This window comes from Methylobacter luteus IMV-B-3098, from assembly GCF_000427625.1.
Lineage (GTDB): Bacteria > Pseudomonadota > Gammaproteobacteria > Methylococcales > Methylomonadaceae > Methylobacter > Methylobacter luteus.
The window spans coordinates 4,105,395-4,131,890 of the sequence record NZ_KE386569.1 but is presented as its reverse complement, the minus strand read 5'-3'; the positions used below and the strand labels follow the sequence as shown (position 1 = coordinate 4,131,890).

Below are 26,496 nucleotides of genomic sequence, written 5' to 3'. Positions count from 1 at the left end.
CGGTTAGATTTCATTGTTTGTTCTCCTGAAATAGCCGACTTTGACGGCATAGCTGAAAACTTTATGCAGCAATTCCTTGCCTTGTGCGGGCGGCGCCTTGGCAAAAATGTCCCTGGTTGAATCACGCACAAAAATCGTCTGCCGGCGAAAATAAGATTCGTACAGGCTGATCACCTCACCGTAGTAGCGCTTTTCCAGGCCTTTCATTTCGTAGCTGTGAAACACATGACCGGGCACAAACCGGGGCACGTTGAAAGAAGGAAACAGCGCGCAGACATCATTGATTTCACGCAATGCCAGAGGCTCGTCGGAACACAGATGCAGAGTCCTGCCCTCGGCTTGATGGAAGTTTTCCAGCGCGGCGACCACGCCATCCGCCACCCAGTCTATCGGCACGATATCCAGCGTCGCGCCGTAATCGCCGGGAATAGTCCTCACCAGTCCTGCCGTGGTAATGCGGTAAACCGAATAGATGGTATCGAACTTGCGCATGATGCCGCTGGCGGAATCGCCGACGATAATGGCAGGGCGCACGATGACCGTGGGCAATCCGTTGTCCCGGGCTTTTCTGATCAGCGATTCGGCCCTGAATTTGCTGGCCTCGTAAGGACTGCCGAAGCTCTGTCCCCGGTCAAACGCTGTTTCCGAAAAAATGCCGGGGCGTTCGCCGCAGACATACATCGTGCTGATATAAATGAAAGGAATGCAGGCGCCCGGCTTTTTCATGGCGAAGTCAATCATCCGCCGTGTTCCGGCGACATTGATGGCTTCATAGCGTTCCTCGGGGCGTCCGAAGCTGGTCAGGGCTCCCGAATGCAGCACCCTGTCCACGGAGGATTGAAGCTGCTTATAGAGCTCAGCACTCAATCCCAAACCGTCCTGCTGAAGGTCTCCCTTAACAGTCAGCAGTTCGCCCGGATTGCCCCGCCCGCCCAGATAAGGCTTGCTCGGCAAAAGGGCGCCGTCGTTGGTGACAATATCACCGACAGAATGAACGAGCGCCACAATGGTGTGTCCGGCTTTCAGAAGCCTGGCGATGGCTTCCGCGCCCACTAAACCGCTCGCGCCTGTTACGAGTATTTGCATAATTTATAACCGTACCCATTCAAAAATAAATTCAATGCTCAGCATGATTTCAAAAATAACCAGAAAGCTCATGCCGTTCCAAGCTGGTGCTGTGATCGTTTCGCGGTCCTCAATCCCTGAAAGATTAGGCCATGTTCCGTTCATCCAGATGAAAAAAACCAAAGGAAATAAACCGGCGCCATAACGTCCGAATGTGGAAAAATCAGCCATATTGACCAAAGCCATCATCAATGCCGCCGCCAGAATCAGCAATAAACTCAGCACCAGCCTGACGCCTGCTTTCGGCAAGAAATACGGCTGCATGGCATTAACATGCACTTTGCGGGAAAACTTCCAGATCTCGTAAGCCAGCCAGAACATACCGGCTATCGGGGCTATCTGCGTGATTGAAAGCGGCTCTGGTGAGGAATGACTCAACCAGGCAAAATAGATATAAACAAAAAAGGATGCCGGAGCCCCTTCAAAAAAGAGCCAGCCCAGAATCAGGCTGGCCGGATGAGGAGGAAGAAAGCGTTTGATAAGAAATGGGCCGGCGTATGAAATCAAGGTTGCAAAAATAACCGCCAACAGGGTCCTGAAGGAAGCCATATTCAGCGCTACTAACGTGTTGGCCGTGATAATCAGCAGCATGGATAAATGCTGTGTCAGCTCATTTTGCTGATGCTGATTGCTGTGATCATCCTGTACGTCATCCAGATCATCGATCAGGCGCAACTGTATAAAAAGCAGAATGAAACTGAGCCATTCAGCGATAGATACGAGACCGAGATCAATCAACTGACCACTAAGTCTATGATATAAAATACAGGATAAAGGGAAGCTCAGCGCCAGCGGTAAAATAAGGCTGCCAAAAGGCAACCTGACGCGGGCATAAGAGCGAAACCAAAGCAGAGTCGGCAACACTCTGGCTAATTTTTTGCGCATTTGTTCGTTCTGGCTGTTGGAAATCATTTTTTATACTTTGCCAGGCAATAATCCAGGCTGGGCTTCAGCATGGCGAAAGTAGACTCAAGCGGCGCATCTGTTGTAATCATGAGCAGTCCATTGTCGCGCGCTACATTGAGATAGGCAGCCGCCTGGATTTTCATAAACTCAAGATCAAGCGGTTTGTCCCGTTCATGTTCGCGCTGCCGTATGCGGGCTCTGGCCGTGTCCGGATCGATATGAATGCCAATGGCCAGATCGGGACGTATAACATGCCGGGCGATATAGGCCAGCACGGTTTTGGGTATTTCATCGGCCGCCCGGCTGTGGACTTCGGCCTGGCTGGTATAGATATAGCGGTCGCAGATCACGACATGTCCCTGCTCAAGATGAGGAATGATGGTGTCGCTGATGTGCTGAATCAAATCCCCTAGAATGGTCAGACACAGGCCGAGTATGTCTATCTGGCTGCGTGCCTTGTTGTCAGCGGCATCAACCAGCGTGCGAAACAGACTGTTGGTCCTGACTCGCTCGGTGGGCGTGTAGGTGCAGAATACCGGCACGCCCTGGCTGCCGATATAATCAGCGACAGCGTTTATAGTGGACGTTTTTCCGGCGCCGTCAATGCCGCACAGTGTTATTAACGTGCCGGGCAATCCATGTGGCCTCATGGAAAGCGCATTGGGAGAGCGAGTGTCGATTGCCTCAAACGGCAGTGTTGTTGATCCCTGTTCCATGATAGTCTTCATTCCCCTAATGTGACGCATTGGCGCTAAGAATCAGATCAACGAATGAGGCAATCGTATAACGCTCTTCGTCTTTCTCAGATTCTTCGTTGAGCCACTGGTTTAACGGAAGCTCTGTGATCTGAAGAGCTTCCTCAACAGCGCAGCAAAGCTCGACCACGGTTATCGAGTCAAAGCCCAGATCGGTCATGATGGAGTCCGACCAATGGATTTCCTCGGGTATCGTCTCGTAGCTGTCGGCAAGCTTCTTCAACTGCTCCTGTAGAACGGTAAAGATATGATCCCTGCTCAACTTATGATCAACCTGCTGTGTCATTTTAAACTTGCTCTCTGATGGACTTGATGATTGAAGTTCGGTATGAGGCGCTAATCCAGATAAACGCTCATTTTTGAGCCGGCCTGACCCACGGCGAAATTACTGAAATAATCGCCAAACTGATCCTGCAAAACGGATTGCAGCCTCAGAGCGCTATGTTCTGAATCAGCAAATGCAAAAAAGCCTGGGCCGGCGCTGCTCATGCCCGCGTATAAGGCTCCCGCCTTGCGCATCGCTTTGATGAGATTGTGCAAAATGGCCGGTTCATAAATGCCTTCCAGCACTTTTATATTGCCGACTTCGCTCATGTCCCAGCACGTCGCTAAAAGGCCGCGCAAATCGTTTCTCAGCAGATCGGCCCGCATTCTGTGCAGCACGGTATGAAGTGCAGCGCCATACTTGCGTTGATATTCATTGCATTTGCCGGTAACGACTTCGCTTTCGGTTTTGCCGGACATATCCGCATTCTCGCCAAATGCCTTGAGCACATCGCCGGATAATTTCCCGATATCGCCTACCGCTGTCACGATCCACAGTCCATCGGTCGCCAGATTGCCGATATATCGCCCGTCGCCCATGCTGTCTCCTTCGGCGATCCATACCAGCCCACCGTATAACAGGCAGGCCTCGCCGACGCCGGTATCCAGGCCCCGATAAATGGACTGGCCATCCGTGGCGTTCTCGACATAGTTACGGGTAATGATGTCCCACATGTTTTCTACCGAAAAAGGACTTCCGAACAACGCATTCAGACCCGCAATCACGGCAGTATTCAAACTGACATTGGAACCAAGGCCCGCATGGGAAAACTTAATCTTTTCCTGAATATCGACAAAAATATCGTCATCGGCGTAATTAACCAGTTCCTTGAAAAGCTGTACCAGATGTTGCGTGGTTGCGGTCATTTCCTGCCCGGAATTCCGTTTTCTGGAAATAAGGACTTTATTTACCGCGGTTGACGTGGAGACGCCAAGCCCCCCTCCTCCCAGGCCCGGCCCCATTTTGGAAAAATCAAATACGCAAAAATGCACTCTGCCCGGCGCATAAACCAGGGCTTGTGTGTACTGTGGCTGTGCTGTTCTTCGCCATTCCGGACGGATAGTGAAATCCTGTCCTGGAAGAAATAATTTGTTGGTGGAAGATTTATCGGTCATGGCATGACATCGCAAGTTTGATTGACTAATCGAGTTCAGTTGAACATCGAACCTTGCAACGTAGTTTGAAGAAATCGATCGACGGAATCTGTGAAAAATTACACAGGTGATGTGTGATCTATTTACACAGGCAGTTCCACCAGTTCTGTCACGCTAGATGGCGGAGTGAGGCGCCCCGGTTGTTGAATGGACTTCAAGATTTGCCAGCATTAAGCAAGATCCGGCTGGAGCAAAGGCAGACCATTTACGTAAAACCAAACTTTATAGTCGGCAGCACATTGCCAATCAGTTATTGATGACTTTTACGAGGACGCAGAATCAGTGACGCTATAAATTGCTGCACCCGACTTTGAATGCAGACACGGAAGGTATGCCCATATGCCTGACCTGCTGAAACGATACTGAAAATGGCGATCAAAATCGAAAGATCACAAAATTTCTCGATGAATTGAGGTGTAAAAGTCTGGCCTTAATCTGACAACTTACAAAATTAGTTTCTTCTGCACCAGACATTGACTGTTTCAGTTCGGCCCAAACTCGACGGTCGAGCCGAAACAGCGAACGACAGTTACTGCACTCATAGCGGCCTTCTAAGTCAGGTATTCAGGAAAGGCAAACCAAGGGTGTCGATGCCCGTTTCTGAGGGTGACAGGGCTGACTCCCTTCGCTGTCGTTCTCTGAAAGACAGCTTAAAGAGACCGCTTTTAGGAAAGAAACCGACAAAGCTCAGTAGAAATTTTTTTCTCTAGATGTGGTCCTATATCTATAAACATCATTGATAAGGCTAAACCTGTCGTAAGATAGGGGCAGAAAGTTACGGGTCCTGACTCAGGAAAGCCGAACTGCCGAATGCGACCCGCGTTAGGGTTGCGGTAGGGAGTTCGGCTTTTTTATTTTGCACGAAAACGAGTTCGTGTCTTAGAAGCCAAGGCTGATTATTACCACGATTGGGAGGTGTGTAATGTGTATTGGTAAACAACGATCAAAAAACATACCGTCTAAGGCTCTACCCCAACAAGGTATAACGAATAATAGGAGGATGCAAGCAACAAAGGCTTTCTTTGCGCTCATTTTCACCTCTCTCCTGCTTTTGGCAAATCCGCGCGTTTCCGCGGCACAATCGCCAACCTTACCCACCCCAACTTGTGCGTGGCAGTTCGAATGGACACCTTTCGGCCTGGGTAATTGGCTCTGGCCGGACACCGCGAACCGCTGGTGGTACATGCCCATCGATAAGCAATGGCAACAGCTGACCATTACCGGCGCTTACCCCAAGGCGCGGTTCTTCTCCTTTGCTGTCTATGACAATGCGCCAGTCTCTACCGGCTTGGCCGATCACCTGTTTGACGCGCAAATCGTGCCTGATCAGGGCAGCAGCAATCCGTTTGCAACGCCTGATGCGGTTAGCCACAATCCGTCTGCGAAGCCTGATCCGACGTACACCGTCACGGTGACGCGCAGCAACGACAGCGCCGACAACGTGGTCCAGTTGCATGCCGATACGGGATGGTTGCTATACCGCCTGTACCTGCCGAACGCGGGCGAAGGCTCCATGGGCGGGGTGTCTTTGCCGGAGATCAAAGTCACCGACATGAGTGGCCAAACAACCACGCTGACGACCTGTCCGGTCGTCAATCGGCAGTCGGAACTCGCGCAGTTGCAGCCGCAGTTTGTCCCGGCGGAGTTAGAGGACCCACTCGCGTCCCTATCAATTCCGCCGGTACCAGACCGCATCTGGTTCGGCGCGATAAAGGAGCCGCCGCCGTCTCTGCTGCCGAATCCCGACCAAAAATACCTGATCTCGTTCTTCATGCCTGAGTACAAACCGGATCGGGTCATTGTGATTCGTGGCAAGATGCCGGCCTTCCCCGATACCTATCATGGCAACCCCGTGTCGCAGCCTGCGCCCGGGTTCAAGACCGTCCAATTGCGCTATTGGGGGCTCTGCCAAGCAGAGCTGGTCTCGCCAATGCCCGTTATCGGATGCGCGCCCGATGCGAGCACGCCGCTCGATAAAGACGGCTTCTACACCATCGTAGTTTCCAATGACGTGCTTCGGCCCGAGTGGCTGCCGAAGAGGGTCGTATGGCTTCCTTGGGGCGACGAACAGATGGTGCCCAAGCTCATGTTCCTGCGCAACTTGCTGGCATCTGCCGACTTTAACCAGTCCGTGCAGAGCGCCGTTGACCAAGGCTGCGGGTTCAATTTAACCTTCCCGACCCCGCCCACGCAGGACGTAATTGAGACATCCGGCCGGTGCGCGCAGGAAGTGATGGGGGACTACTATCCGGAAGCCGTCTGGTGCGATCGGCAGATGTTCATTTCCGGCGGTTGGCGAGCCTGTTTCCGTGCGGCTGATGTGCCAGCGAAGCCGGAATCACAGTCAAAACGATCCGATAATTGAGCCAGATAGCGTGGGCAACTTCTCTTCGTTGCCCACCGTAACTGCTAACTGTTTCTTTCATAGGGTGCAATAGAGGCGCTTGGGTTGGCGACATAGATCACATTAACCGATAGCCAGAATTTGCGGTACGACCTTGCCTATGAGGAGATAAGCAATATCTGGCTAAATGCAGCATGGCTCACATAATCAGCCTCTGAAAAACTTTGGGGCGATTCAGATTTAAGTAAGGAGGTTACGACAATGAAATTATTCCACATTGGCGTTTTCGCCAGCCTCATTGCTCTGGCGTTGTTAAGTAATCCCACTGCCGCTCGCGCCCAGAATGTCCGAAACTGTGCGTGGCCGATCGAGATCTCGCCCGAGGGCTATGGAAACGCGACGGGGCCAGAATCTTTGGCTCGGTATTTCATCATCCCTTTTGACACGCAACACGAAACAATGACGATCAAGGGCACCTATCCAAATGCCCGGTATTTTTCATTCGCCGTTTACCAAGATGAGACGCCAACTGCTATCGTAGGCGATCTTTACGATGCCCAAATCGCCCCTGATGCGGGCAGCGTGAACCCGTTTGTCCGCCCCGAGACTTCCCAAACCCGGACCGCTCGCCAACCGAATGGGACCTATACTGTCGTCATCTCGCGCATAGCGTCGTCTTCCGGGAATATCATTGGGGTTTCCCGAGACCATTTCCTTTGGGTCCTGCTGCGGATATACATACCGAGCGCCGATCCCTCCTTAAGCGGCCAAAGTCTGACAGGCGGGGTGCCCCTGCCCACCATAACGCTGACGAAGAACGGAGTGAGCCAGGAGTTATCCCAGTGCTCGCCAATCAATGACTTGCGAGACGTAACCGCTTTACTCCAAGACCTCTTCAAGGGGATTCCGGCTTTGCAGGGAGGGGAAGGTACCCCGTCCTCCGATCGGCTGTGGTTTGGGCCGATAATAATTCCACCGATGAGACTATTCCCCAACCCGCACAATAAATATATCGCCATGTTGCCGGGGGATAAGTACCAGCCGGGCCGCATTATCGTGATCCATGGCAAGGCTCCCGGTACCCCCTACACCTATGACGGCTCACCGGTTTGGGAGCCGGCTCGGGGTTTTCAGACCGTCGACATGCGCTATTGGGCGCTGTGTAACCTCAATTTAGCGTTGCCGGTAACAAATGTTGATTGCACGGCTGATCTGACAACGAACCTTCAAGGCGGCGACTATACGATTGTCATCTCGGATGACCTGTTGCGTCCGGACTGGTTAAGGCCCAATATCAATTGGGTGCGGTGGGGAGATGAGCACTATCCCAAACTCATATTCTTCCGTAATATGCTGCCGGATCCGAACTTCCCCTTCTCGGTCCAAAAGGCGATTGAGGCAGGTTGCACCTTTGACTTTGACTTGCCGGATATCCCGAACAGCGATGCCACCATAACAGCGGGCCAATGTGCCTCGCAAGTGATGGAGGATTACTACCCGGTTGCCGCCTGGTGCGATAAACCGACCTTTGTGAACGGTGGCTGGCAAGCCTGCATCCAGGAGCAATGACCGGAGGGCCGTAGGATGCGGTGAGGAATGAACCGCATCCTACAAGGTCGCTATTCAGGGCTGGCTTAACACAGCGGTCAAAGGGATGCACCGCCCGATGGCGGTTTTGAAGGTGGGTTTTTAAATCAAGTTCGGCGGCTTCGCTTGATGTCCTTCAGCGCCGCGCCTCTTGCCTTTGCGTTGTACGAACAATTTGTGACTTATAGCTGCCATTCGAAAATACTTATCGACAGGCTGGACATGGCACAACCGAAACCGTCAGTGTCAGGTTCGATCCAATCGAACGTTTTGAAACAGTCAGATCAAATTCATAGTTTTACAATTGAGGAGCGACAAGAACAGCCTGTTAATCGGGTCAATTTTGCAAAGCATCGGGTTCTTCAGCGGCCTGCCGATGGCAATTGCTCGAAAATCGTTTCCCACCGGGCTTCATGCCGCCATATCACGTGATCCGGCACGTACAGAAAACCGGCAGTGTCATCCATGTTGCGCGGAAAACCCGGCCTGTCAAAAATAGCCGAAGCCGCCGCTTTCCTGTTGGCAGGCAAAACCCCCAGCCTGTTGCACCATTCAGCTTGTACGCTCGCGGATAGCGCTATATCGATGTATTGCCTTGCCCAGTAAGTACGTTCTTCAGGCACATGCTGAGGAATCCATAGCGCATCGGTTGTATCCGAAGTGCCTTCCACGGGCACAGTCCAGCCGACATCCAGGCCCGCCTCAATAAAGCCCACCGCATTCGGCAGCGCCCGAAAACACAGATTAATCCTTCCCGTCCTGAACAGGGACTCCATCCCTATGCTGTAATCCAGAACGGCTATTCTGGGCCTGAATTCAGCCAGATAGTCCCAGCACGGCTGCATGTTTTCAGGGATGCCCTCCATATTGCCGCCGCCCAGCACCTGGGCAATCGGATAAAAGCCTTTGCCGTTAGGATAAATGGCGATCTTGCCGGCATGCTTTTTATCCATGAGCACGTTCCAGCTTTTGAGCGCGCCAGCTTCAACGGCCGATTTCAGATAGACCAGCACATAATGCACGCTGTAGGGAAAAACCAGCCGATCAGCAAAGCCTGCCGGCCGGGCGCGCTGATAAAGCTCGGCCAATGATGGCATGTCATCTTCATCGAATAATTGGCAACAGCCCGATTCCGCCATGGCGACCGCCGGTACTGCATTGGACCAGACCACGTCATAAGGAGGGCGCTGCCGGGTGCGAAGCGCATCATGAAGCGGCTCCGGCAGGCGTAGGCCTATGTTCGTATGATGCCTTACAGGCACGCCTGTCAATTCAGTAAAGCGGGCCGACACCGTTTTTTCGAGGCTGTCCCCCCATTTTCCGGCCCAGGTCATGACATCGAGGCATTCAGGCTTGTTGAAGCGTTCAGTCTGTTTCATGCGTCTTTGGCCGAATCCGGCAGCAAATTTAATAAGCCGCCTGCTGACCAGATTTTTCTGACAAAAGAGCCCGCTGGCGTTAAAGGTATGGTCAGTCCGGTTTCGCTCGTCAACGTCCAGTCATTGAAAGAAATCGACACGGTTTCGCCTTCAGCGAGCTTCTGCCTGTCTTCGGCATTGGCAAACTGCAGACAAGGCAGGCCGTTATTGGTAGCATTTCTGAAAAAAATGCGCGCAAAATCTACCGCAACAATAGCGCCTATGTCATTTAACAGCAGACTGCGAATCGAAGTCTCCCGGCTTGAGCCGCATCCGAAATTTTTACCGCCCACCAAAATATCGCCCGACTTCAGGCGGGCTTGCAGCGTGGGGTCGAATTTTGAGAACAAACCCTGCCTGACTACAACCGGGTCCAGGCTATAGCAATTGGGCGGATGGATCACGTCGGTATTGAGATTATCGCCAAATAGCCAGGCTCTGCCTTGGATAATATTCATGAATACAAGTCTCCGCTGATACAGCCTTTCAGTGCAGCCCGGGCAACCGTTCTGGCGCTGGCGAGATAGGTTTGGCTATCCCAATGCCCCATACGGCCGCGAAAGTTGCGGTTGGAGGTGGAAATACACACATCCGTGGAACCCAATACGCCTTTGTCTATGCCGCCGCAAGGTCCGCAACTGCTTTGATTGAAAATAGCCCCGGCTTCGGTCAGGGTTTTGACATAGCCCTTGTCCAACGCCTGCTTGAATATGTTGATCGAGGCGGGAATGATGATCAGCCGTACATCAGGGTGGATGGTTTTGCCATCCAGTTCTTCTGCGGCTTCCTGAATATCCTCGATTCTGCCGCTGGAACAGGAGCCCAAAAACGCCGTGCTGATCGGTATGCTGTCAAGCTCACTGACAGCTACCACATTGGCCGGCGACCAGGGCTTGGCTATTCTTGGGCCAAGCTCCGATAGATCAAGCTCCAGCGTATATTCATAATCAGCATCGGCATCCGGCAATACCAGATCGCCCGGCGTTTGCTGGTCGCGCTCAGAACAATAAGCCAGCGTAATCTCATCGGGGACAAAAACGCCAAACTTGGCACCGATTTCAACGGCCATATTGGCGATCGCAAAACGGTTATCCTGAGACAATTTAGGCTGAGAAAAGTCATGAAACTCAAGGCAGCGGTATTGGGCGCCATCCTCGCCCAGCAGGCGCAGCAGCTCCAATATAATATCCCGTCCGCTGCAATTTCCGGGCAGACTGCCATGAAAAATGACGCGTATCGTTTTCGGTTTGCGCAGCCAGGTCGTACCTGTCGCCAGAGCGAACAGGATATCGGTAGATCCCATGCCGGTGGCGCAGGCCCCTAACCCTCCGCCCATGATGGTATGGCTGTCGGCGCCGACAATCAGACTGCCCGGTTGACAGAGACGGTTTTCAATCAGCAACTGATGGCAGATGCCTTTGTCCACCAGCAGATTATCTATCTTCTGATTTCTGGAAAAACGCAGAAAATTCGCGGAAATGTCCGCACGTTCAATCGTTGCGGCCGGTGAAAAATGGTCATTAGTAAAAATGACTTTGCTTTTGTCCCAGATAGACAACCGGCGTTGCTCAAACTGATTGATAAGTAAAGCAATTGTTGCATCATGGCCTAATAGGGCATCTATTCTGGCATGCACATAGTCTTCCTGGCCGGTGCCATTCAGGGCATGACTACGAATAACTTTGTCGCTTAATGTTTCCCGCACACTCATATCTCCGGATCAATCGCTGGCATGTTGGGTAAAAAGTCGGAAATTCTTACACCGGATAAGGCATTGGTACGAAAACGCAAACCGTTATCGTAAGCCTGGTCATGGTATCCCTTATCCCGCTGTTCAACGGCTTTCTTTACACTGCTGAGTATCAGGTGAACAGTTTCTTCCGCTACATCGATATTTGCCAGCTTTAAGAGGTGGCGCACCAAAGCTGCACCACTGTGCTTGCCCAGCACATATTCGGTTTTCCCGCCAATCCATGAAGACGGCAAATACTCATAACTCTTTGCATTTTTGAGCATGCCATCGACATGTACGCCGGATTCGTGACGATACACATTAAAGCCGGTAACAGGCTTAGTGGGGCTGGTGTGAATACCGCTGATTCTTTCAACTTCCCTGGCCAGAATCGGCAGGTAATCGGGACGAATTGGATGGCCCACGAACAAAAGATGCTCCAAGGCGGCGACTGTCTCCGCCAGATCAGCATTTCCAGCGCGCTCTCCAATGCCGTTGACTGTACAGGTCACACTGGAAGCCCCGGCCGTAACGCTGGCCAGCGTATTGGCGACAGCCAATCCAAAATCGTTATGGCAGTGGGCGCATAATCTGATGCCCTTGGGAATTGCCTCATACATGCGCGCTATCAGTCGTTCCATGGCATAAGGAAAAGTACAGCCGACGGTATCGCAGACAATAATTCTCTTTATGGGTACACTGGCCAGGAGTGTATTCATAAAAATCATCAGCGATGAAAAATTCGCCCGTGTTGCATCCTCGAAAACCAGATTGACTCCCATTGCCCTGCCAGCCGTCTCCTCAGCCGCGGACTTAAGCATGCCAAGTGCCTCGAACCTGTCTACGCCAAGAGTCTGATGAATACGAAAATCACTGGTTGGAATAAACAGGAATACTTCATCGGCATGCGCTCTTTCGGCAGCGATGATATCGTTACGCACGGCACGGGCGGTTGCACCTATGCTAGAGCGCAGCCCCATTCTTTTCATTTCCTGCATAGCCTCGGTATCGGCATCGGTGCTGGCAGGAAAACCCGCATCCAAAACATCAACCCCTGCTTCTGATAATAATTTTGCCAGCTTGAGCTTTTCTTCCAGCGTAAACCAGACACCTGGGGCCTGCTCGCCATCGCGCAAGGTGCAATCAATGATCTCGATTTTTGAAGGGATATTGGAATAGATATCCTTAATTTCTTTTGGCTCCATTTGTGTCCTCATGATAATTAGTAAATGGATTGCTAAAATTTCCTCGCCAAGGAAAATCTACTCTAAAGTGTTTGGCCTCTGCGGTATGGCCGCGCAGTTCAAGTCGTACACTGAATAACTTGAATGCGCTGGCTACCGCTTTTCGATCACTGTCTGACAGGCGTTCGAGCAAAGGAACCACATGTTTCAATGTGTATGCGCCTTCCAGCCAGAGATCCTGTCCGGCCTGATTCAGCGCTAACTCAATTAGCCGGGATGGAATTTTCTCCTGGTTTCCAAGCAGCTGTTCGATAGTCAGCGAGCGTCTGATAAGCATCTCCGCGTCTTTAAATTGTTCTTGCTGACGCTGTAAACAGCCTAACCGATACAATAGATCCGAGGTTTCCGCTTGTGTAAGCGCCTGATTGTCCGTAATCAGCGCCTGGCTGCAGGCCTGAACAGCAGCGTCTAGCAGTCCGTTGCTTTCGGCAGTTGAACAGACTTTCAAATGTCTGTCATATTCGCCCCTGGCATCGCTGTAGTTGCAATTGCTAAGTTGCAGCAGCAGCGATATTGCGAACAGCGCCCTGCCCCTGATCAATTTCATAAGAACCAGTGTATTCATTGCTCGATTAGCCCTTCAATACCTGTGGCCGAACCGGAAAATACGATTTGGCGACTGGCCGGTTCATTCATTCGGTCGCTATAGCTAATTTACTTTTTTTGAGACACGATCTGCAGTGTCTTCAAAAATGCCACAAGCGCTCTTTGATCCTCTACCGGTTTAGCAGCAAATGCATCGCGCGAAGCACGGGCTTCTCCGCCATGATAGAGAATCGCCTCTGTGATGGTGCTGATATCGCCGCGGTGACCATAAGGCGCTGTATTGCCGACATCCCACAGTTTGCGGGTTAAAAAGAATTCGGCGCCAGGCTTGCCGTCCTGATCTGGCCGCCCTTGTGCAAGTTGCTCGTTGCAGAACCAGCGAATAGGGTCTGGGCTATTTTCGTCGTCACACAAATTGTGGCGTTTAAGATCAGTATAGGCGCGGATGATAGCCGTATCTTTTGGCCCTTTTTCAAGTCTGGGCTTATCGCCGGTTTTAGTCATGTCGAAAGAATAACTCGGACAGCCGTCTTGAGCAGACTTGCAGTTGCCGGCAGGGTTGTATGGGTTAGGCTCGACAAAATGACGGCTGTTTAACGCCATGGATGGTACATGACAGGAAGTACAGCCAACATCGTCAAACACCTTCTCGCCTTGTTTAACAAGCTCGCGATCTTCTTGTTTTTTCGGCATGACTTGCACTGGAGTCGATAATTGAGCCTGCCAGATGCTAATGGCTGTCTGGTCGCCGATGGTCAATTCGCGCTCGACGCCGTCTCCATCAAAATCCATGCCTTTAGCCGGGTTCAAGTCAAAACGCTCCTCGGCTTGCATGCCATGATGATGGTTCATGGCATTATTAGAGAATTCACGCAGTGAAACGACCTTGCCGGTTTGATGAAAAGGCTTGACGATCAGATCGTGATCTATGCCTTCTGATTCTACGACCTGCCCGTTTACAATTTTAATCTTGAAATTAACGCCCTTAGTTGTCAGCGTGTGCGTACCATCTCCCAGACCCGCGCGCTGTGACTGAAGATCCGCTGTCATTTCACGAGCCAGCATTTCGACAGGCCCTGAACCATGCATTCCCAATGTATTGCGGCTGTTGCTTCTTGTAGGGCTTACAGAGAGCGTGACAGGATCCAGCGTTTGAGCCAGAACAAATACGTTAGCAACAAAATCACCTGCCCCCCCGCTTTCAGGTTGAGCGTGGCAGCCGGAGCAGGCATCGGAATCCGGCGCCGATGTGCGCAGTTTGTCAACTTGTCCGGCAGAAATGGGTTCTCCCTCTTCTGAAATGCTTGGCATATTGCGTTTGTCGCCACCGCCGGTCGTCTCAGGGCGGCCCGAGCCATCACAGCGATTGAATCTTGCATCAAACAGTGATTTACCGTGGTTACTGATCTGCTGGAAGCTGAGAGCGCCGCCGTTAATGTCCGCCTGTTCTATCGAAAGAGGAACGGTTGGGGCATCTGCTTCGAGTCCTGGAGGACACATTTTGGGAACGGCTGCCGCAACTCCGGCATGGGATGCGAAAAGCCCGAATAAGATTCGGGTAGTTATTAATTTATATTGTTGTTGCACGAAATTATCCCCGTAACTTTAGTTCTAGACGATTAGTTCTACTTTTTTATACATCCGCTTAGCACCACTGGGTATTCAGGTAGCGAGACTCTCTGGTTCTCCAACGAAGCTAGTGGTACTGTTAGTGATCACAGAGAGAGCATCGGAAATCAATTGCTGACGAGCTAGTGCATGATAAAGGCAGCGTCCAGGTCGTTGAGTGACGGCATAAATCATTCGTTTCAGTCTACCCCTCCAACTAACATCGCCGGGATTATCCATATGATCAAGTTCTGTTAACCATTCAGTCCTTGTAAGATAGTTTGAAGAAATAGATCGACGGAATCTGTGAAAAATTACACAAACAATGTGTGATTTTCTTACATAGGGGGTACTGGCAGAATGCGGATAAAATCGCTCGCTAAGAGCAACCTAGCCTTTATTACATCCCTGAGGAATCAACCATAAGGCTGTTAGCTTGTGGTGTTTCGCGTAGTCGGCGGTTGTGTTGCGTTAGTTGGCATGTCGGGTCAGGGCGTTGTTGAATAAATCAGGTTTTCAGCATTCCAGTCGTTTACATGACCTCATCACCTCATCCTGGCTCCACGACTCCAATCGATTTCACCGCATCCCGTATGAACATAACGAGAGCCGCCGCCAATCCACGCTGTGCCTGCTCGCCATACCTGGCGTAGACTGCATCTTGCGCTCGATGAAAACACCGGCAAATAGTGAATGCCGTTTGATGTCCAGGCAATGCTATTCTCTGAGAGAATCCTTAACCTCAATTCCACGCCTTGAGTTGCTTCCGGGCCGTCCCGAAATTGCCGATTTGATAAACGGACACCCCTGCTGGCGAAAACGTGAACACATCAAATGATTCGGCGAGCATTTTCTTCAGGTAGTCCTTGGATGCGATGCCGATAGTGACGTGTGGATCGAAATTCTTGCCTGTCTGTTCCGGAACAAATGCCTCAACGTAATCGATGGTTGATTGATTAATATTGGGTTCTTCCGGTGTTGTAACGAATGCCGCGGCGGTTCCAGTTTGCACCGTAAAAGGAGCCATCACATCGATCAGCTTTTGTTGCAGCTTGAGGAGATCGTCTGTTGGCTCAATTACAATGCTCGCAAGGCCCAGAGTCTCCCAGGGCGCGTAGTAGTACTTAATCGCTTTCAGCCGCCATTGGTCCACCCTCTCGCTGGCTAGGACTTTGCCGGCTGCTGCGTAGATGTTATTGAGGTCTGCCGTGTGAACGTACCGCTGCAAGATCGTGATGTGTGGCTTATGGGATGCGTCGAAAGCGAATCCCTTTGGGTAGTCCTTACGCAGACGGGCATTGGCAGCCTTAGCGTGTTGGATCATCGTTGCATCCGGCTCCAGCGCGATGTCAATGGCAGTGATCGGGTTCTGTTTTTCGCCAGCCATCGCTACATGGCCGGGCATTGTTCCCAAACAAGTGCTTAGTACAGCCAAAACCTTCATATATCCAAGCATAGGCTTTCCTGTTGAAGATTAATACTAGTGATAGTGGCTACAGGTAGATGTCTACTGACAGTCTTTTGACAAGGAATTGATCTTTCTTGCCTAATCTATTTTTAGTTATTTTTTAAACAGGGTGATCAATTTGGATTGATCATCAATGACTAGTTTATATTGTCCTAATACGCTCATCCCTAACAAGCTGTTGCTCCCTAGAAGAGAGTCGTCAATAAAAGCGGCCTCTACATTTTCCAGAGTTTCTCCCGCCAGCCTGACTTCCTGCAACGTACCGACTTTGGCGTTCACTTTGCCATTTGCCGTCTGCATCTCCCGATGGGTTAATTTGTCATCCGTCATGCCCAGACCATTAATCATGGATTCCGGCAGTACGATTAAGTCGGCACCGGTGTCGATCATCATGTCCAGCGTTTGCCATAAAGAACCATTGCCAGAGAGGGATACGGAAACCAGAAAATGCCCGTCTTGATAACGTGTCGGTAAAACAATACGGTCATCGGTTTTTTGCTTTTTATTGATAATAACGACTTGCTCAATCTGGCCTTTGGCATTTCGACTGATAATGTGATTGTAGGTCGCCAAAGCCTGCTGGAGTTGCTGTTCCAAACTGCCGCTAGCCCTGACTTTTGGTTCATTGCCCACTTTTTCCAATCCGGTTATCTGAATATGCATCCGGTCTTGCAGGGCCTGGATTTGACTGAATAAATCATCAATATCTTCGGCAGCCTTCGCTTGTCCGCAGCAGGCGCTCATGATCAGAAAACAGCGGATTATGAAGCGCAGAGGCATGCCGGCAGCAAGACGGTAACGAATGATTCAGGGGGGATCATCATGGGCATTTCAGTGTCAAGGCGTTTTAGGGTGTCGCTGAACCCAGGCAGCAACCTACGGAAAAATGGGAGAAGAAAATCCCTTTGTTCTCCCAGGATATCATGATGCCAGCAGATCCAACGAACTGTAGCAATAAGCATCCGGATATTCAAACCGACCTTAAAACCACTGCGATGATATCGCCAGAGCTCCTCAACTCTGACGCCTCCTGCATGCGTTTTGTATCGACGGTTAAAGCAAGGCTTTGTTCTTGTTTCTTATTTATCCGGATGGCAGGGAGAATAAGCGTCAACGTAGCGATTGTGAATACGTGTAAATACTTATTGAACCCTTGGCGCTTCGAGGTTTGGATTTCAATTTCAGCGGCTGCCGTAAAATTGACACAAATATAGAAGTAAGGCCGTTTAATTGATTTGATTTTATCGAATGGCGGTTCATGTCGCTTCAGTCAACGACCATGTCCAAACTCCTCGATCTCGCAAAATCTGAACATATTACGTTCCAGGGACTTTCCGAACATCCTTAGCCGGATTTTCGACGTCATGCTTTGGATGTGCTGGTATTGACAAAAGGGGCTATTCACCTTCGCTGGCGACTCAAATGCTAGAGTCACACAGCAGACCGTCTATAACTTAGGTCGAGGCACAGCGGACGCTCGACTTGATGGATATAAAAGGTCATCAGGGGGTGCCCTGTCCAGTTGACGTCTGATACGTTTATCTTAATATGTCTATGATATAATAGGCAAAATAATTGAATTTATGGGTGCGATTTATCAAGAAATTGAGGAAAACAACTCTTGAATGTTATCGCTGGCATTTATATCTGATGCTGGACGGAGCGCATGCCCTATCACGGCGATATTTTGAAAATGGAGAACGGTGCTTTATCGATTCGAACAGTAAAAACAAGCCATTCAGCATGAAAAATTTCCAATGCAATGTGGATAGTGTAAATTTTCGATGCTGATTGACAGCAGTAACCGCTACTGAACCTGGAAAAAACAGCATGCGGCATACTCTATTTTCGGATAATGGGCACCTCTGTAGCTGTTCCTTGGAATTTCAATCTCAAGGAACAAATTGTCGTTCAGTTTGACAAATTCTGTGAAAGAGCCTTTTATATTTCTTAAGCAGTTCATCGGTCCCTTTAAACATTGATGAGCCTGGTAATTGATTATTGAAGAAGTCTGCTACATTAATAGGCCGGCCGGCTTTCTGAACTAGTTGGGATATATCTAATTCATTTGATTCGGAGAAAATTATGCGTTCATACTCAGATGGCTTTAATCACAGATTCTTCAATTCTGTGATTCTGGTACTTTCACTTATCAGTGCCGGCTGTTCTTTTTCTGGCAGTTCGGAGAGCTTTTCCGACAGTTCGGAAAGCATTTCCGATTCTGTAAGTTCCATCAGCGAGTCGTCTGATTCCGATAAAGAAAAACAATACGAAAATGAAGTATCCGATTATACGATGGCTTATGTGAAATCCTCCCAGGCAGATGCCGATTACAACAGTTTTCAGAAAGGCCTGAGCGATATTGCCGCAAAAATGGGTATCGTTAACTGGAACCAGGATCCCAAAACCTATACAGCCATCGGAAAAGGCCTGAAGAAAGCTGGAATCGAGGGTATTTCCTACGAAACCTATAAAAAGAATATAGCCAACGCCGATCAGGAGAACATGGGGAATATTCAGAAAGGCTACGAGTCGGAAGAATAGCTCCCCGACAGACGCCTTATAATTTGTCTTCCAGGCCGATCATCAGGATCACGATGCGCTTGAAATTGCACAGATTCTGCATTCATGTTGCGGTGGCGGGCTTGGTTTTTTTATCGTCCCCCGCCTCGGCGGCGGCCTTTAATTATCTGTATATAGAAGCCAGCGAAGGCAATTCGAGCGGGGGACATGCCGCGATTCGATTCGATGATGCGATCTATCACTATCAACGCCTTGATTCCGGCCTGATTCGATTGTTCAGGCAAGAAACATCCGAGTTTCATTTTTTGTACCGGTATTTGCAGAATCGCCCGATTCATGAAAGCCGCGTTGCTGTGTCCGGAGAAACCTTTGATCTGCTTGAAGACCAATTCAAATGGCAGTTTTTGACCCAGGAAAGACAGTTCAAACTACTTGATGATATACGTAAAGATCGGGCTTTTATCCGGCATTTGTTGCATAGATTGACAGCCGATAATATCTGGTTTGATGCCGATGCTTCCACAATGTTGCAATTAAAAGGTGTCGGTTTTTTTTATCCGGAACCGGGCCGTCAGCCTCAACTAATAGACAGCAAATTAGCCCGGCAACAATCGCTAAGCATTCGCAACTTGCGCCAAAAAATCGAGCAACGCCATGGACCTGATTTCTTGCAGCGCCGGCGCGAGCAGATCGAATCGCAAATCAAAGCTTTAGCGCCTGTCCATTGGCCTGCTTTGGACCGGAAAAAATTTCCCGCTTCAGTCTATTCCTTCGCAGACGGCTATCTGGACTCTCTCACCGCCTTGTACGCGATCAAAGTTCTGGTTGAAGAGCCGTCTTTGCAATCCGATGCATTCTTTTTGGCGAATCAAAAGGCTTTCAATGTTTCCGAGGCCGAAAGACGGGTGTTGCTGGACTTGCGCCAGCAACTGGAAACCAGTCTCGCTAAATCGCTCGATTCAAACCGGCCGGACTGGGGCTATGCCGCTTTAGTCAATACGGCCCGGTATATCGCCGTTGACGCCTCGTTGCATTCCGGCTATTGGGTTTTTATCGATGATTTTGCCGAACACAGCGAACGGCTCAGACCGGATCAATATCTTGATCACAGGGGCCAGATACGGATTCTGCTTGGCGAAGTCCGGGCCATTCTGGATCGCAACCTGCAATTGGCAGCAAAACGCCAGTATCTGACTGAAGCCGAATACAGCCTAATCGAGAGGAAGGCTAACCGTTATTTCGAATTGTTGAAGACCGAAAAGTCTCGTGACATCCGATATAACGGCGAAAAAGCCCTGCCCGATAAAAGCATCGGCCTTTCGGAGGGTCTGCTTCCTGATCTTGCACAGAAACAATTAACACAGGCTCTGTCCGCGTTGGATGACAGCGAGAACAAACTGCTTCAAGAACTGACGCAGGATTATCGTTACGATCTGATTACCCACAATTGTGTCACCGAGCTGTTCAGAACTATCAACCAAGCTTTGTCAAAAGCCTACCGCTCCAACGATAAACTTGAGAGTTTAGAAGCTTTCACAATCAAGGAGTCCGAAAAACGTTTGGGCGGATATGTTGCGGTACCCTATAACTTCATTCCGTTTGTGTCCTATCAATCGGTACTGAGTCGTTACCATGTGACGCAGAGCCGTGATCTGGCTTCCTACCGAAGCCTCGAACTGGCAAAACTTAAGGCTCATCAAAACAACGTGATCGTTTCGTTGAGGGAATCGAATACAGTGAGTAGCCGCCTCTATACCTATAATCCGGATGACGCATTATTCGTTTTTTTTACCGACGACAATTGGCTGTTGAGACCTGTGTTTGGTCTTTTTAACACCGCTACCGGCATCGGCCAAAGCGTTTACGGTTTTTTCAGCTGGCCATTGGATTCGGGAAAAAATTTGAAATCGGGCGCGACCGGCATTTTAATGAGCCTGCCCGAACTGGTGTTTTTCAATATGCGTAAAGGCAGTTACAAATATTTGTCCTTCCAGCAATTATCGAAGGCAGAGTTATCCGGCGATTGATCTTTTACTGTTGTGAATCAGCGTCTGATATTTTCTGTTTTAAGTCGTCAATTTTTAAGCATAAGTCGATAAGCGGATGGATAGTATATTCGATGTTACAGATTCACTGCTGATCTTGGATGAATCAAGTTTTGGCAAAACGAATGCACTGCTTGAACTAGTTTCCCATATTCTCATGTGTGTCGAAAATAATGCCAAGGAGTATATTCCGGTCATTTTATAGCTTTCAAACTGGAGGAAAGTCAATTACTGTCAAGCGGTTATGGTTATTACCTGTTCATGCGATAGATCCGATAATGGTTAAATAGTGGTTAAAAGAAAGGTTAGCGTCAGAAAAAATAGATAGGTTTTAAAATAAAAACAATGAGATGAAAAAAAGTAGTGTAGGTCAAACGACACGAAAACGCAGGTCAAATGACACAAGAATGCAGGTCATACGACACTATTGGGCATGGGAATTCCTGGATTTTGCTTGAAAATGCAGGTCATACGACACGCAATGCAGGTCAAACGACACGGTTTAAGGCGATTCTGGCATGGGTTCGAGGATAAGTTAGCTCGATTGGGCAGTGGCCGCCGCTTTTTATAGGCAAAAGACGTTTAAAGTGTGTCGTTTGACCTGCGTTTTCCAAAAACAGCGCAGGTCAAACGACACGCCCCGTAGGTCAAACGACACGCATTTAGGCGTTTTCAGGCTGAGCCTGTGGATAAGTTTGCCCGATTGGCCAATGACTGAGATTTTTACGGGAAAAAGTGTTCAAGGCGTGTCGTTTGACCTGCGTTTTTCACAACAGTGTAGGTCAAACGACACGAATCAAGTTTCTTCAGAGTGATCCTGTGGTTTGGTCTGTCTGACTGGGCAATTGTTGAGACTTTCACGGACAAAAGGCCTCAAAGCGTGTCGTTTGACCTGCATTTTTCAAAACAGTGCAGGTCAAACGACACGGATTAGGCACTTTCAGATTAAGCCTGCGGATGAATTTAACCGGCCGAGCGGCTGCCAAGATTTCACGGGTAAAAGGTATTCAAAGCGTGTCGTTTGACCTGCGTTTTTCACAACAGTGCAGGTCAAGCAACATACTCCGCAGGTCAAACGACACGGATTAAGTCTGCGGATGAATTTGATTGGCCAAGCGACTGCGGGGACTTTCACGGGTAAAAGATATTCAAAGCGTGTCGTTTGACCTATGGTTTTAATAGCGTAGGTCATACGACACGAATTAAGGTGTTTTCAGGTTGAATCCGTGGATAAGCTTGCATGACTGGCGATCGCCGAGATCCTCACGAGCAAAAGGTTTTCAAAGCATGTCGGATGATTTGTGATTATTGGTTACCGATACACAACAAATCTTGTCGTCTTTAGAGAGAAAAGCCGTTTCTGCTATTTTGGCCTCTTGTACCTCCGCACAAGCTCTCTTAACAGTCTGCCGCCAGCTTCTTGTGTTGGAATCGTTTGAGCCGCACATCTGCTGGAACTTCTCAAGCGACAGCGGAAACGGGTGCTTGTGGCTTTCGACATAGTCCGCCAAGCGGCGGGCGACTGGCGATAATTTGCGATAATTTTCCCAATTATGGTTGGTGAACGTGTTACCGGCAAACAACAGGATCAGGTTCGGATCAATCCAGACGCGGTATTGCGAGGGTTTTCCTTCGGAGTCGTTGACGGAGGTGTAATTCTGGATCAGCGAGATTGCCCCGCTCTTTCCATAGGCTTTGGTATTTAGCGCCAAGACTTCATTAGCCTTGAGCCGTGATATGCACTCACGTACCCGGTCGTAGTTACGGCCACTTTTTGACCAATCCACATCGCGGACCAAATCCTTGACAGAAAACTCAAACGGATCTCCCAAAGGTACTGATTTGCCGTATTTGAGTATTTGCAGCCACACAATTTCATCATCCTCCGCCCGCAGCTCAATGCCTGTGTAGAGAATGGAAATATGCTCATTGTAATGAAACAGTTTTTCGTGCATCAATGATCGGCGCGGTTGCCGCTTATTTCGTGCCGTGAAAAGCGAACTGCGCGCGTAATCGTTCGGTATGTGCCTTAAATCATCCCGCTCGGCCACGCACTCAAACAAGTCAAGCTGAAACCGTGAATTAGGCTTAAGGCCTTTGCTGCTCAGATAGGCGTTTCTTTGCAATTTATCGACTTGGCCGGTGCCCTCGTCGTTAACCAGGTTTTCGCCCAGATTTTTAGCATGTTTCATCAGTTTTGTGCGAGAAACACCGCCTTCAGGCCGGTGAGGGATAGCGCGTTGGCATTAGCCAACCCTGCTCTCGCCTTCTCCATAAGCTTGCTATCCAGGGTTGAAATTGATCGACTACAGCTTGATACATTTGATTGTCAACGACTTGAATTTCGATCACCAAGCGATAATCGGCATTTTCCATATCGTACAGCTTGCGCTAGGACGGAGGCAACAGGTAGATGACAAATATCCCATCGAACGTCAAAAGCGGCTTGCCATTTCCGTCATAGAGCTGAAATTACAAGCGCATGGTTTTCCGCATGTCATGGCGTTATCCATAGCGGCTATGCGCGGGCAACTATTTATCGATGCCGGCCCGTCAGGAAACAGGAAGCCCACCGTTAAGGCAATCGCTGCAAAAACGACGTCTATCAGATGGCTGAGTGTTGCAAAACCCGGTGATTTGTCAGCTTTATGACATTGTTCAGGACTAGGTTTTTGCAGTCAATCGCCTGCAAGAAATTGCCGCAGCGGTATCGGCGCCTGGCTTAACACAGGCGATAGCGCATCGAAACGGGTTCGTTTCCAGGTTGGCCTCATTATTGAATGTCTTTTGATGAATGCCATCCGATAACCGAACCAGGGACACAGCCACAACTTCCTAGCCATGAATAACCTTGTCACGCTTCATTTTCCCGCTCGCTCCAGAACGATGCCCGACCAGGCCGCAATCCATCCGGGTTGCCGCTATGACATGATCTGGCCGGATTCGGCTTTGACGGAATATTTGAATCACGTTAACGATGTCAATCACTATCAGCAAACCGGCGTCGTCGGCGCTTACCGGCTGAGCGTCGATTCGGCAGCAATAGAACCCGTTGATTTAAGCGCTCAGCCGCCGCAATGCTTCGTTTGGGATACGGATTTGCTCAGCCCGGTCATACGTCGTTGTCTGCACATCGATCCGGAAGGACAGCGAACAACGCATGACAACCGGTTAACGCTAATCGATGCAGGACTGGAAGCGCCGGAGGTGCGCTTATTGGATAACCGGCCGGTCCTGACTATTTCTCCCTGGTTCGAGCTGGAATGGACGACCGAAGCTTTCGCCAGTCAACTCGGCCTGGTGCAGTTGGTGGATTCGTCGCGTACTGTACAGTTTGCGGACGGTGAATCCCTGGTTTTGCTCGACACCGAAACAGCAGGCCGCGATCCCGTTTTATACCTGAACGATTCAGACGATAACTCAGCAGTCAAGCCGATGTGCCCCTTTCAGGCGCAAGGTGGCAAGCAACGGTTCGGCTTTAGCACTGTCGTGAGTCAGGCGATTTTGGCCGAAGTCAGAAATAACCCCGTCGTTTCCGTCAGTGTTCTGGAGAAATACACCTGGTATTTCATGCAAAACGCCCACCCCGACGATCCTGATCGGCATATCTGGGTGCCGGTGCATTTACCGATAGTCTGGGGCTGGAGCATTCGCGTTCAGCAGCGTTTTGACGGAGTCTGGGATATTTTCCGCAAAAAACTGATCATGCCGACATCGTTAACCGAAGCACCGGCATTGCCGCGCTGGCAAAGCAATTCGCTGCGCTGCCGGATGGCCCGGGAACTTTAAAGCGTATGCTGGACATCGCGATTATCGGCGCCGGGCTCTCAGGTCTATCCCTGGCTGATCGCCTGCTTGAAGACAACCGTCATATCGCCGTGTTCGAGGCGCGCAACCGTTACGGCGGCAGAATCCTGTCCCGTTCGGTTATCTCCGGGTCCACGGCTTCAGCTTTTGCGGTCGATCTGGGGCCAACCTGGGTATGGCCCGATCACCAACCGCGCATCACGGCGTTGGCGGAACGGTTGGGATTGGGATTTTTTCGTCAGTGGGATAGCGGCCATAGCCTGTATCAGATTGACGCCCGCTCGGCGCCGACACGGTATATCGATACCCGGACACACGATAGCGCGCGGCGCATCAAAGGCGGCTGCCATCAGTTGATAGCCGGCTTATTGCAGCGGCTGCCGGATTCGATCCTGCATCCGCAACATCGCCTGCTGCAGCTGGCCGACCGGGATAGCTACATCGATCTGGCCTTTGATACCGGCAATGGCCAGGTGTCCTTGCGGGCGAAACAGGTTGTACTGGCCCTGCCGCCCCGGTTAGTAGCGGAAAACATCATATTCGAACCGGCACTGGCGCCGAAACTGATCCGAGCCATGCAGGACATACCCACCTGGATGGCGGGACATGCCAAAGCTATGCTGGTGTATCCTGAAGCGTTCTGGCGTCGCCAAGGCTATTCGGGCAATGCCTTGCAGCCCTACCCGGGAGCGGTATTGGCTGAAATTTACGATGCCTGTTCGGAACGGGGCGATTCCGCTGCCTTGTTCGGTTTTTTCGGCTTGCCGGCCTTTACCAGAGAACGCTACCGCGACAATCTTGAAGCCTTGATTGTGCAGCAAATGGCGCGACTGTTCGGTGCGGCAGCGGCAGATCCGCTTCAGGTCCTCGTTCAGGATTGGAGTGCGGAACCGTTTACCGCCGCCGAACAGGATCGCACGCCGCCGACAGATCATCCGCGCTACGGACACCCCTGGCTGCAATTGGATCACTGGCAGGATAAGCTTTATTTTTGCGGGACGGAAACCGCCGAAGCGGAAGGCGGCTATCTGGAAGGCGCGCTGGAAGCAAGCGACCGGGTTTTTACCGCACTGACACTTTATTAAGCCGAGGACATCCATGATGACTAACACACAGAAAAACGCCGACTGTCTCGCCCGGTTCAGGCAATATGTCGCCGAACAAAAAAACGCGCTGAAAAAACGATACGAGCAATCGCTCGCCCAGGATCTTTCCCGGCAACAGTGGGACGGCTGTTTTCAGCGCAACGTGCTGGCCGTTTTGGAGCAGGCTTACGATGACGCCCTGGCGCAATTGCAGACGCTGCCGTTCGATAGCAGCGAGACGCCGGTCCATCAAGGATTATCGGATTTAACCCGGCAAGCGCTGGCGGCTTTTGACGGCTTCGTCGACGATTTTTTACTGGTTGTCGTCGATAAACATCGCACCTCCTGCGCCTTATCCAATTTCCCCGACGAACACAAGCCGGACAAAATTTACGTTAACGAGGTGAAGCGGGACATCGCCGGGCTTTGGCAAGACTTTGCCCTGAGTGCCAATGCTTATTTTCTGGAAGGCCGGTAGCCCATGCGAATACCCCCTCTGGGGCACAAGTAAATTCGCACCTGCTACAAAATTAGGCAAGCGTAGGCTGGTGTGTTGTTAAACCCGGCATTTCGGAGCCGTCCAAGCCGGGTTTCCGCTGAAGCTCCAGCCGGCCTGCCTATTAAACCTATTCCCCGCGCCCATGTCGCAAAGCCCACAGTTGATGCCGTAATTGTCGCGGTGTCTGCATCCGGCTGGAACCGGGCCTCTGTACGGGCAAGCTATCTTACTAATATTCAATATAAAAATAGACTGCCTAAAGCTGGAGCGAAATTTGCTTGTTCTGCATTAACGGCAATGCCGTCTTGTCCCGCAATCTTTAATA

Annotated in this window: 22 protein-coding genes and 1 riboswitch; of the genes, 8 read left to right on the top strand and 14 right to left on the bottom strand. The window is 50.4% G+C overall.

Features of this window, described 5'->3' with window-relative positions; translation table 11 throughout:
• Positions 1–3 precede the first annotated feature (3 nt).
• The 5 genes from METLU_RS0121625 to METLU_RS0121605 are packed head-to-tail and all read right to left on the bottom strand — an operon-like array spanning position 4 to position 4,226.
• Entirely contained in the window at positions 4–1,086 is a 1,083-nt protein-coding gene (locus METLU_RS0121625) for an SDR family oxidoreductase (protein ID WP_027160032.1), read from the bottom strand.
• Between the two features lie 3 nt (positions 1,087–1,089).
• Complete coding sequence (locus METLU_RS26150; protein ID WP_155920666.1) at positions 1,090–2,010, bottom strand: hypothetical protein; 921 nt, start codon at positions 2,008–2,010, stop codon at positions 1,090–1,092.
• 23 nt (positions 2,011–2,033) lie between these two features.
• The gene (locus METLU_RS0121615) at positions 2,034–2,747 is read right to left on the bottom strand and encodes a dTMP kinase (protein ID WP_196806581.1); all 714 of its coding nucleotides are present in this window, start codon (positions 2,745–2,747) and stop codon (positions 2,034–2,036) included.
• 16 nt (positions 2,748–2,763) lie between these two features.
• On the bottom strand, positions 2,764–3,072 hold the full coding sequence (locus METLU_RS0121610; RefSeq protein WP_027160030.1) for an acyl carrier protein: 309 nt from the start codon (positions 3,070–3,072) through the stop codon (positions 2,764–2,766).
• Positions 3,073–3,122: 50 nt separating this feature from the next.
• Complete coding sequence (locus tag METLU_RS0121605) at positions 3,123–4,226, bottom strand: hypothetical protein (protein ID WP_027160029.1); 1,104 nt, start codon at positions 4,224–4,226, stop codon at positions 3,123–3,125.
• A gap of 773 nt (positions 4,227–4,999) precedes the next feature.
• Positions 5,000–5,076: riboswitch (cyclic di-GMP riboswitch) on the top strand.
• Between the two features lie 189 nt (positions 5,077–5,265).
• On the opposite strand from METLU_RS0121605, the gene METLU_RS0121600 reads away from it, so the two are divergent.
• Both METLU_RS0121600 and METLU_RS0121595 read left to right on the top strand, forming a co-directional pair.
• Complete coding sequence (locus tag METLU_RS0121600) at positions 5,266–6,630, top strand: hypothetical protein (RefSeq protein ID WP_027160028.1); 1,365 nt, start codon at positions 5,266–5,268, stop codon at positions 6,628–6,630.
• A 240-nt stretch (positions 6,631–6,870) separates the two neighbouring features.
• Positions 6,871–8,178 carry a hypothetical protein gene (locus tag METLU_RS0121595; RefSeq protein ID WP_027160027.1) on the top strand — a complete coding sequence of 436 codons (1,308 nt, stop codon included), beginning with the start codon at positions 6,871–6,873 and terminating at the stop codon, positions 8,176–8,178.
• Positions 8,179–8,558: 380 nt separating this feature from the next.
• On the opposite strand, the gene METLU_RS0121590 is transcribed toward METLU_RS0121595, so the two are convergent.
• The 8 genes from METLU_RS0121590 to METLU_RS0121555 form a co-directional block, all read right to left on the bottom strand.
• Positions 8,559–9,575 (bottom strand): extracellular solute-binding protein, encoded by a 1,017-nt coding sequence (locus METLU_RS0121590; protein ID WP_027160026.1) that lies wholly within the window; start codon positions 9,573–9,575, stop codon positions 8,559–8,561.
• Entirely contained in the window at positions 9,572–10,072 is a 501-nt protein-coding gene (locus METLU_RS0121585) for a LeuD/DmdB family oxidoreductase small subunit (protein WP_027160025.1), read from the bottom strand. Before METLU_RS0121585 ends, METLU_RS0121590 begins: the two co-directional genes overlap by 4 nt.
• Positions 10,069–11,325, bottom strand: a complete 1,257-nt coding sequence (locus METLU_RS0121580) for a 3-isopropylmalate dehydratase large subunit (protein ID WP_036243373.1) — start codon at positions 11,323–11,325, stop codon at positions 10,069–10,071. Before METLU_RS0121580 ends, METLU_RS0121585 begins: the two co-directional genes overlap by 4 nt.
• Positions 11,322–12,551: a LeuA family protein gene (locus tag METLU_RS26145; RefSeq protein WP_051300109.1), complete on the bottom strand. Its 1,230-nt coding sequence runs from the start codon at positions 12,549–12,551 to the stop codon at positions 11,322–11,324. The genes METLU_RS0121580 and METLU_RS26145 overlap by 4 nt, the downstream gene beginning before the upstream one ends.
• Positions 12,532–13,137, bottom strand: a complete 606-nt coding sequence (locus tag METLU_RS0121570) for a hypothetical protein (RefSeq protein WP_027160023.1) — start codon at positions 13,135–13,137, stop codon at positions 12,532–12,534. The genes METLU_RS26145 and METLU_RS0121570 overlap by 20 nt, the downstream gene beginning before the upstream one ends.
• Positions 13,138–13,244: 107 nt before the next feature.
• Positions 13,245–14,723 carry a di-heme oxidoredictase family protein gene (locus METLU_RS26140; RefSeq protein ID WP_155920664.1) on the bottom strand — a complete coding sequence of 493 codons (1,479 nt, stop codon included), beginning with the start codon at positions 14,721–14,723 and terminating at the stop codon, positions 13,245–13,247.
• Positions 14,724–15,486: 763 nt separating this feature from the next.
• Entirely contained in the window at positions 15,487–16,200 is a 714-nt protein-coding gene (locus METLU_RS26135) for a 2'-5' RNA ligase family protein (RefSeq protein ID WP_051300105.1), read from the bottom strand.
• Positions 16,201–16,305: 105 nt separating this feature from the next.
• Entirely contained in the window at positions 16,306–16,956 is a 651-nt protein-coding gene (locus tag METLU_RS0121555; protein ID WP_231383673.1) for a retropepsin-like aspartic protease family protein, read from the bottom strand.
• A gap of 1,341 nt (positions 16,957–18,297) precedes the next feature.
• Here METLU_RS0121555 and METLU_RS0121550 point away from each other — a divergent pair.
• Positions 18,298–18,756 carry a putative lipoprotein gene (locus METLU_RS0121550; protein ID WP_027160021.1) on the top strand — a complete coding sequence of 153 codons (459 nt, stop codon included), beginning with the start codon at positions 18,298–18,300 and terminating at the stop codon, positions 18,754–18,756.
• A 59-nt stretch (positions 18,757–18,815) separates the two neighbouring features.
• Positions 18,816–20,762: a hypothetical protein gene (locus METLU_RS0121545; protein ID WP_155920663.1), complete on the top strand. Its 1,947-nt coding sequence runs from the start codon at positions 18,816–18,818 to the stop codon at positions 20,760–20,762.
• Positions 20,763–22,060: 1,298 nt separating this feature from the next.
• On the opposite strand, the gene trfA is transcribed toward METLU_RS0121545, so the two are convergent.
• On the bottom strand, positions 22,061–22,972 hold the full coding sequence (gene trfA, locus METLU_RS0121535; RefSeq protein ID WP_027160019.1) for a plasmid replication initiator TrfA: 912 nt from the start codon (positions 22,970–22,972) through the stop codon (positions 22,061–22,063).
• A gap of 106 nt (positions 22,973–23,078) precedes the next feature.
• Between trfA and METLU_RS0121525 the strand changes: the two genes are divergently transcribed.
• The 4 genes from METLU_RS0121525 (at position 23,079) to METLU_RS27555 (ending at position 26,150) form a co-directional block, all read left to right on the top strand.
• Positions 23,079–23,432 (top strand): hypothetical protein, encoded by a 354-nt coding sequence (locus METLU_RS0121525; RefSeq protein ID WP_155920661.1) that lies wholly within the window; start codon positions 23,079–23,081, stop codon positions 23,430–23,432.
• Between the two features lie 189 nt (positions 23,433–23,621).
• Positions 23,622–24,569: a hypothetical protein gene (locus METLU_RS0121520; protein WP_027160017.1), complete on the top strand. Its 948-nt coding sequence runs from the start codon at positions 23,622–23,624 to the stop codon at positions 24,567–24,569.
• A gap of 5 nt (positions 24,570–24,574) precedes the next feature.
• Positions 24,575–25,672: a flavin monoamine oxidase family protein gene (locus METLU_RS0121515; protein ID WP_027160016.1), complete on the top strand. Its 1,098-nt coding sequence runs from the start codon at positions 24,575–24,577 to the stop codon at positions 25,670–25,672.
• A gap of 13 nt (positions 25,673–25,685) precedes the next feature.
• Entirely contained in the window at positions 25,686–26,150 is a 465-nt protein-coding gene (locus METLU_RS27555; protein ID WP_231383672.1) for an amine oxidase, read from the top strand.
• The last annotated feature ends 346 nt before the right edge of the window (positions 26,151–26,496 follow it).

Bases quoted from the DNA above. Each gene is read 5' to 3' on its own strand.
- METLU_RS0121625 (WP_027160032.1), bottom strand. From the start codon at position 1,086: ATGCAAATACTCGTAACAGGCGCGAGCGGTTTAGTGGGCGCGGAAGCC.
- METLU_RS26150 (WP_155920666.1), bottom strand. From the start codon at position 2,010: ATGCGCAAAAAATTAGCCAGAGTGTTGCCGACTCTGCTTTGGTTTCGC.
- METLU_RS0121615 (WP_196806581.1), bottom strand. From the start codon at position 2,747: ATGGAACAGGGATCAACAACACTGCCGTTTGAGGCAATCGACACTCGC.
- METLU_RS0121610 (WP_027160030.1), bottom strand. From the start codon at position 3,072: ATGACACAGCAGGTTGATCATAAGTTGAGCAGGGATCATATCTTTACC.
- METLU_RS0121605 (WP_027160029.1), bottom strand. From the start codon at position 4,226: ATGACCGATAAATCTTCCACCAACAAATTATTTCTTCCAGGACAGGAT.
- METLU_RS0121600 (WP_027160028.1), top strand. From the start codon at position 5,266: ATGCAAGCAACAAAGGCTTTCTTTGCGCTCATTTTCACCTCTCTCCTG.
- METLU_RS0121595 (WP_027160027.1), top strand. From the start codon at position 6,871: ATGAAATTATTCCACATTGGCGTTTTCGCCAGCCTCATTGCTCTGGCG.
- METLU_RS0121590 (WP_027160026.1), bottom strand. From the start codon at position 9,575: ATGAAACAGACTGAACGCTTCAACAAGCCTGAATGCCTCGATGTCATG.
- METLU_RS0121585 (WP_027160025.1), bottom strand. From the start codon at position 10,072: ATGAATATTATCCAAGGCAGAGCCTGGCTATTTGGCGATAATCTCAAT.
- METLU_RS0121580 (WP_036243373.1), bottom strand. From the start codon at position 11,325: ATGAGTGTGCGGGAAACATTAAGCGACAAAGTTATTCGTAGTCATGCC.
- METLU_RS26145 (WP_051300109.1), bottom strand. From the start codon at position 12,551: ATGGAGCCAAAAGAAATTAAGGATATCTATTCCAATATCCCTTCAAAA.
- METLU_RS0121570 (WP_027160023.1), bottom strand. From the start codon at position 13,137: ATGAAATTGATCAGGGGCAGGGCGCTGTTCGCAATATCGCTGCTGCTG.
- METLU_RS26135 (WP_051300105.1), bottom strand. From the start codon at position 16,200: ATGCTTGGATATATGAAGGTTTTGGCTGTACTAAGCACTTGTTTGGGA.
- METLU_RS0121555 (WP_231383673.1), bottom strand. From the start codon at position 16,956: ATGAGCGCCTGCTGCGGACAAGCGAAGGCTGCCGAAGATATTGATGAT.
- METLU_RS0121550 (WP_027160021.1), top strand. From the start codon at position 18,298: ATGCGTTCATACTCAGATGGCTTTAATCACAGATTCTTCAATTCTGTG.
- trfA (WP_027160019.1), bottom strand. From the start codon at position 22,972: ATGAAACATGCTAAAAATCTGGGCGAAAACCTGGTTAACGACGAGGGC.
- METLU_RS0121520 (WP_027160017.1), top strand. From the start codon at position 23,622: ATGAATAACCTTGTCACGCTTCATTTTCCCGCTCGCTCCAGAACGATG.
- METLU_RS0121515 (WP_027160016.1), top strand. From the start codon at position 24,575: ATGCTGGACATCGCGATTATCGGCGCCGGGCTCTCAGGTCTATCCCTG.
- METLU_RS27555 (WP_231383672.1), top strand. From the start codon at position 25,686: ATGATGACTAACACACAGAAAAACGCCGACTGTCTCGCCCGGTTCAGG.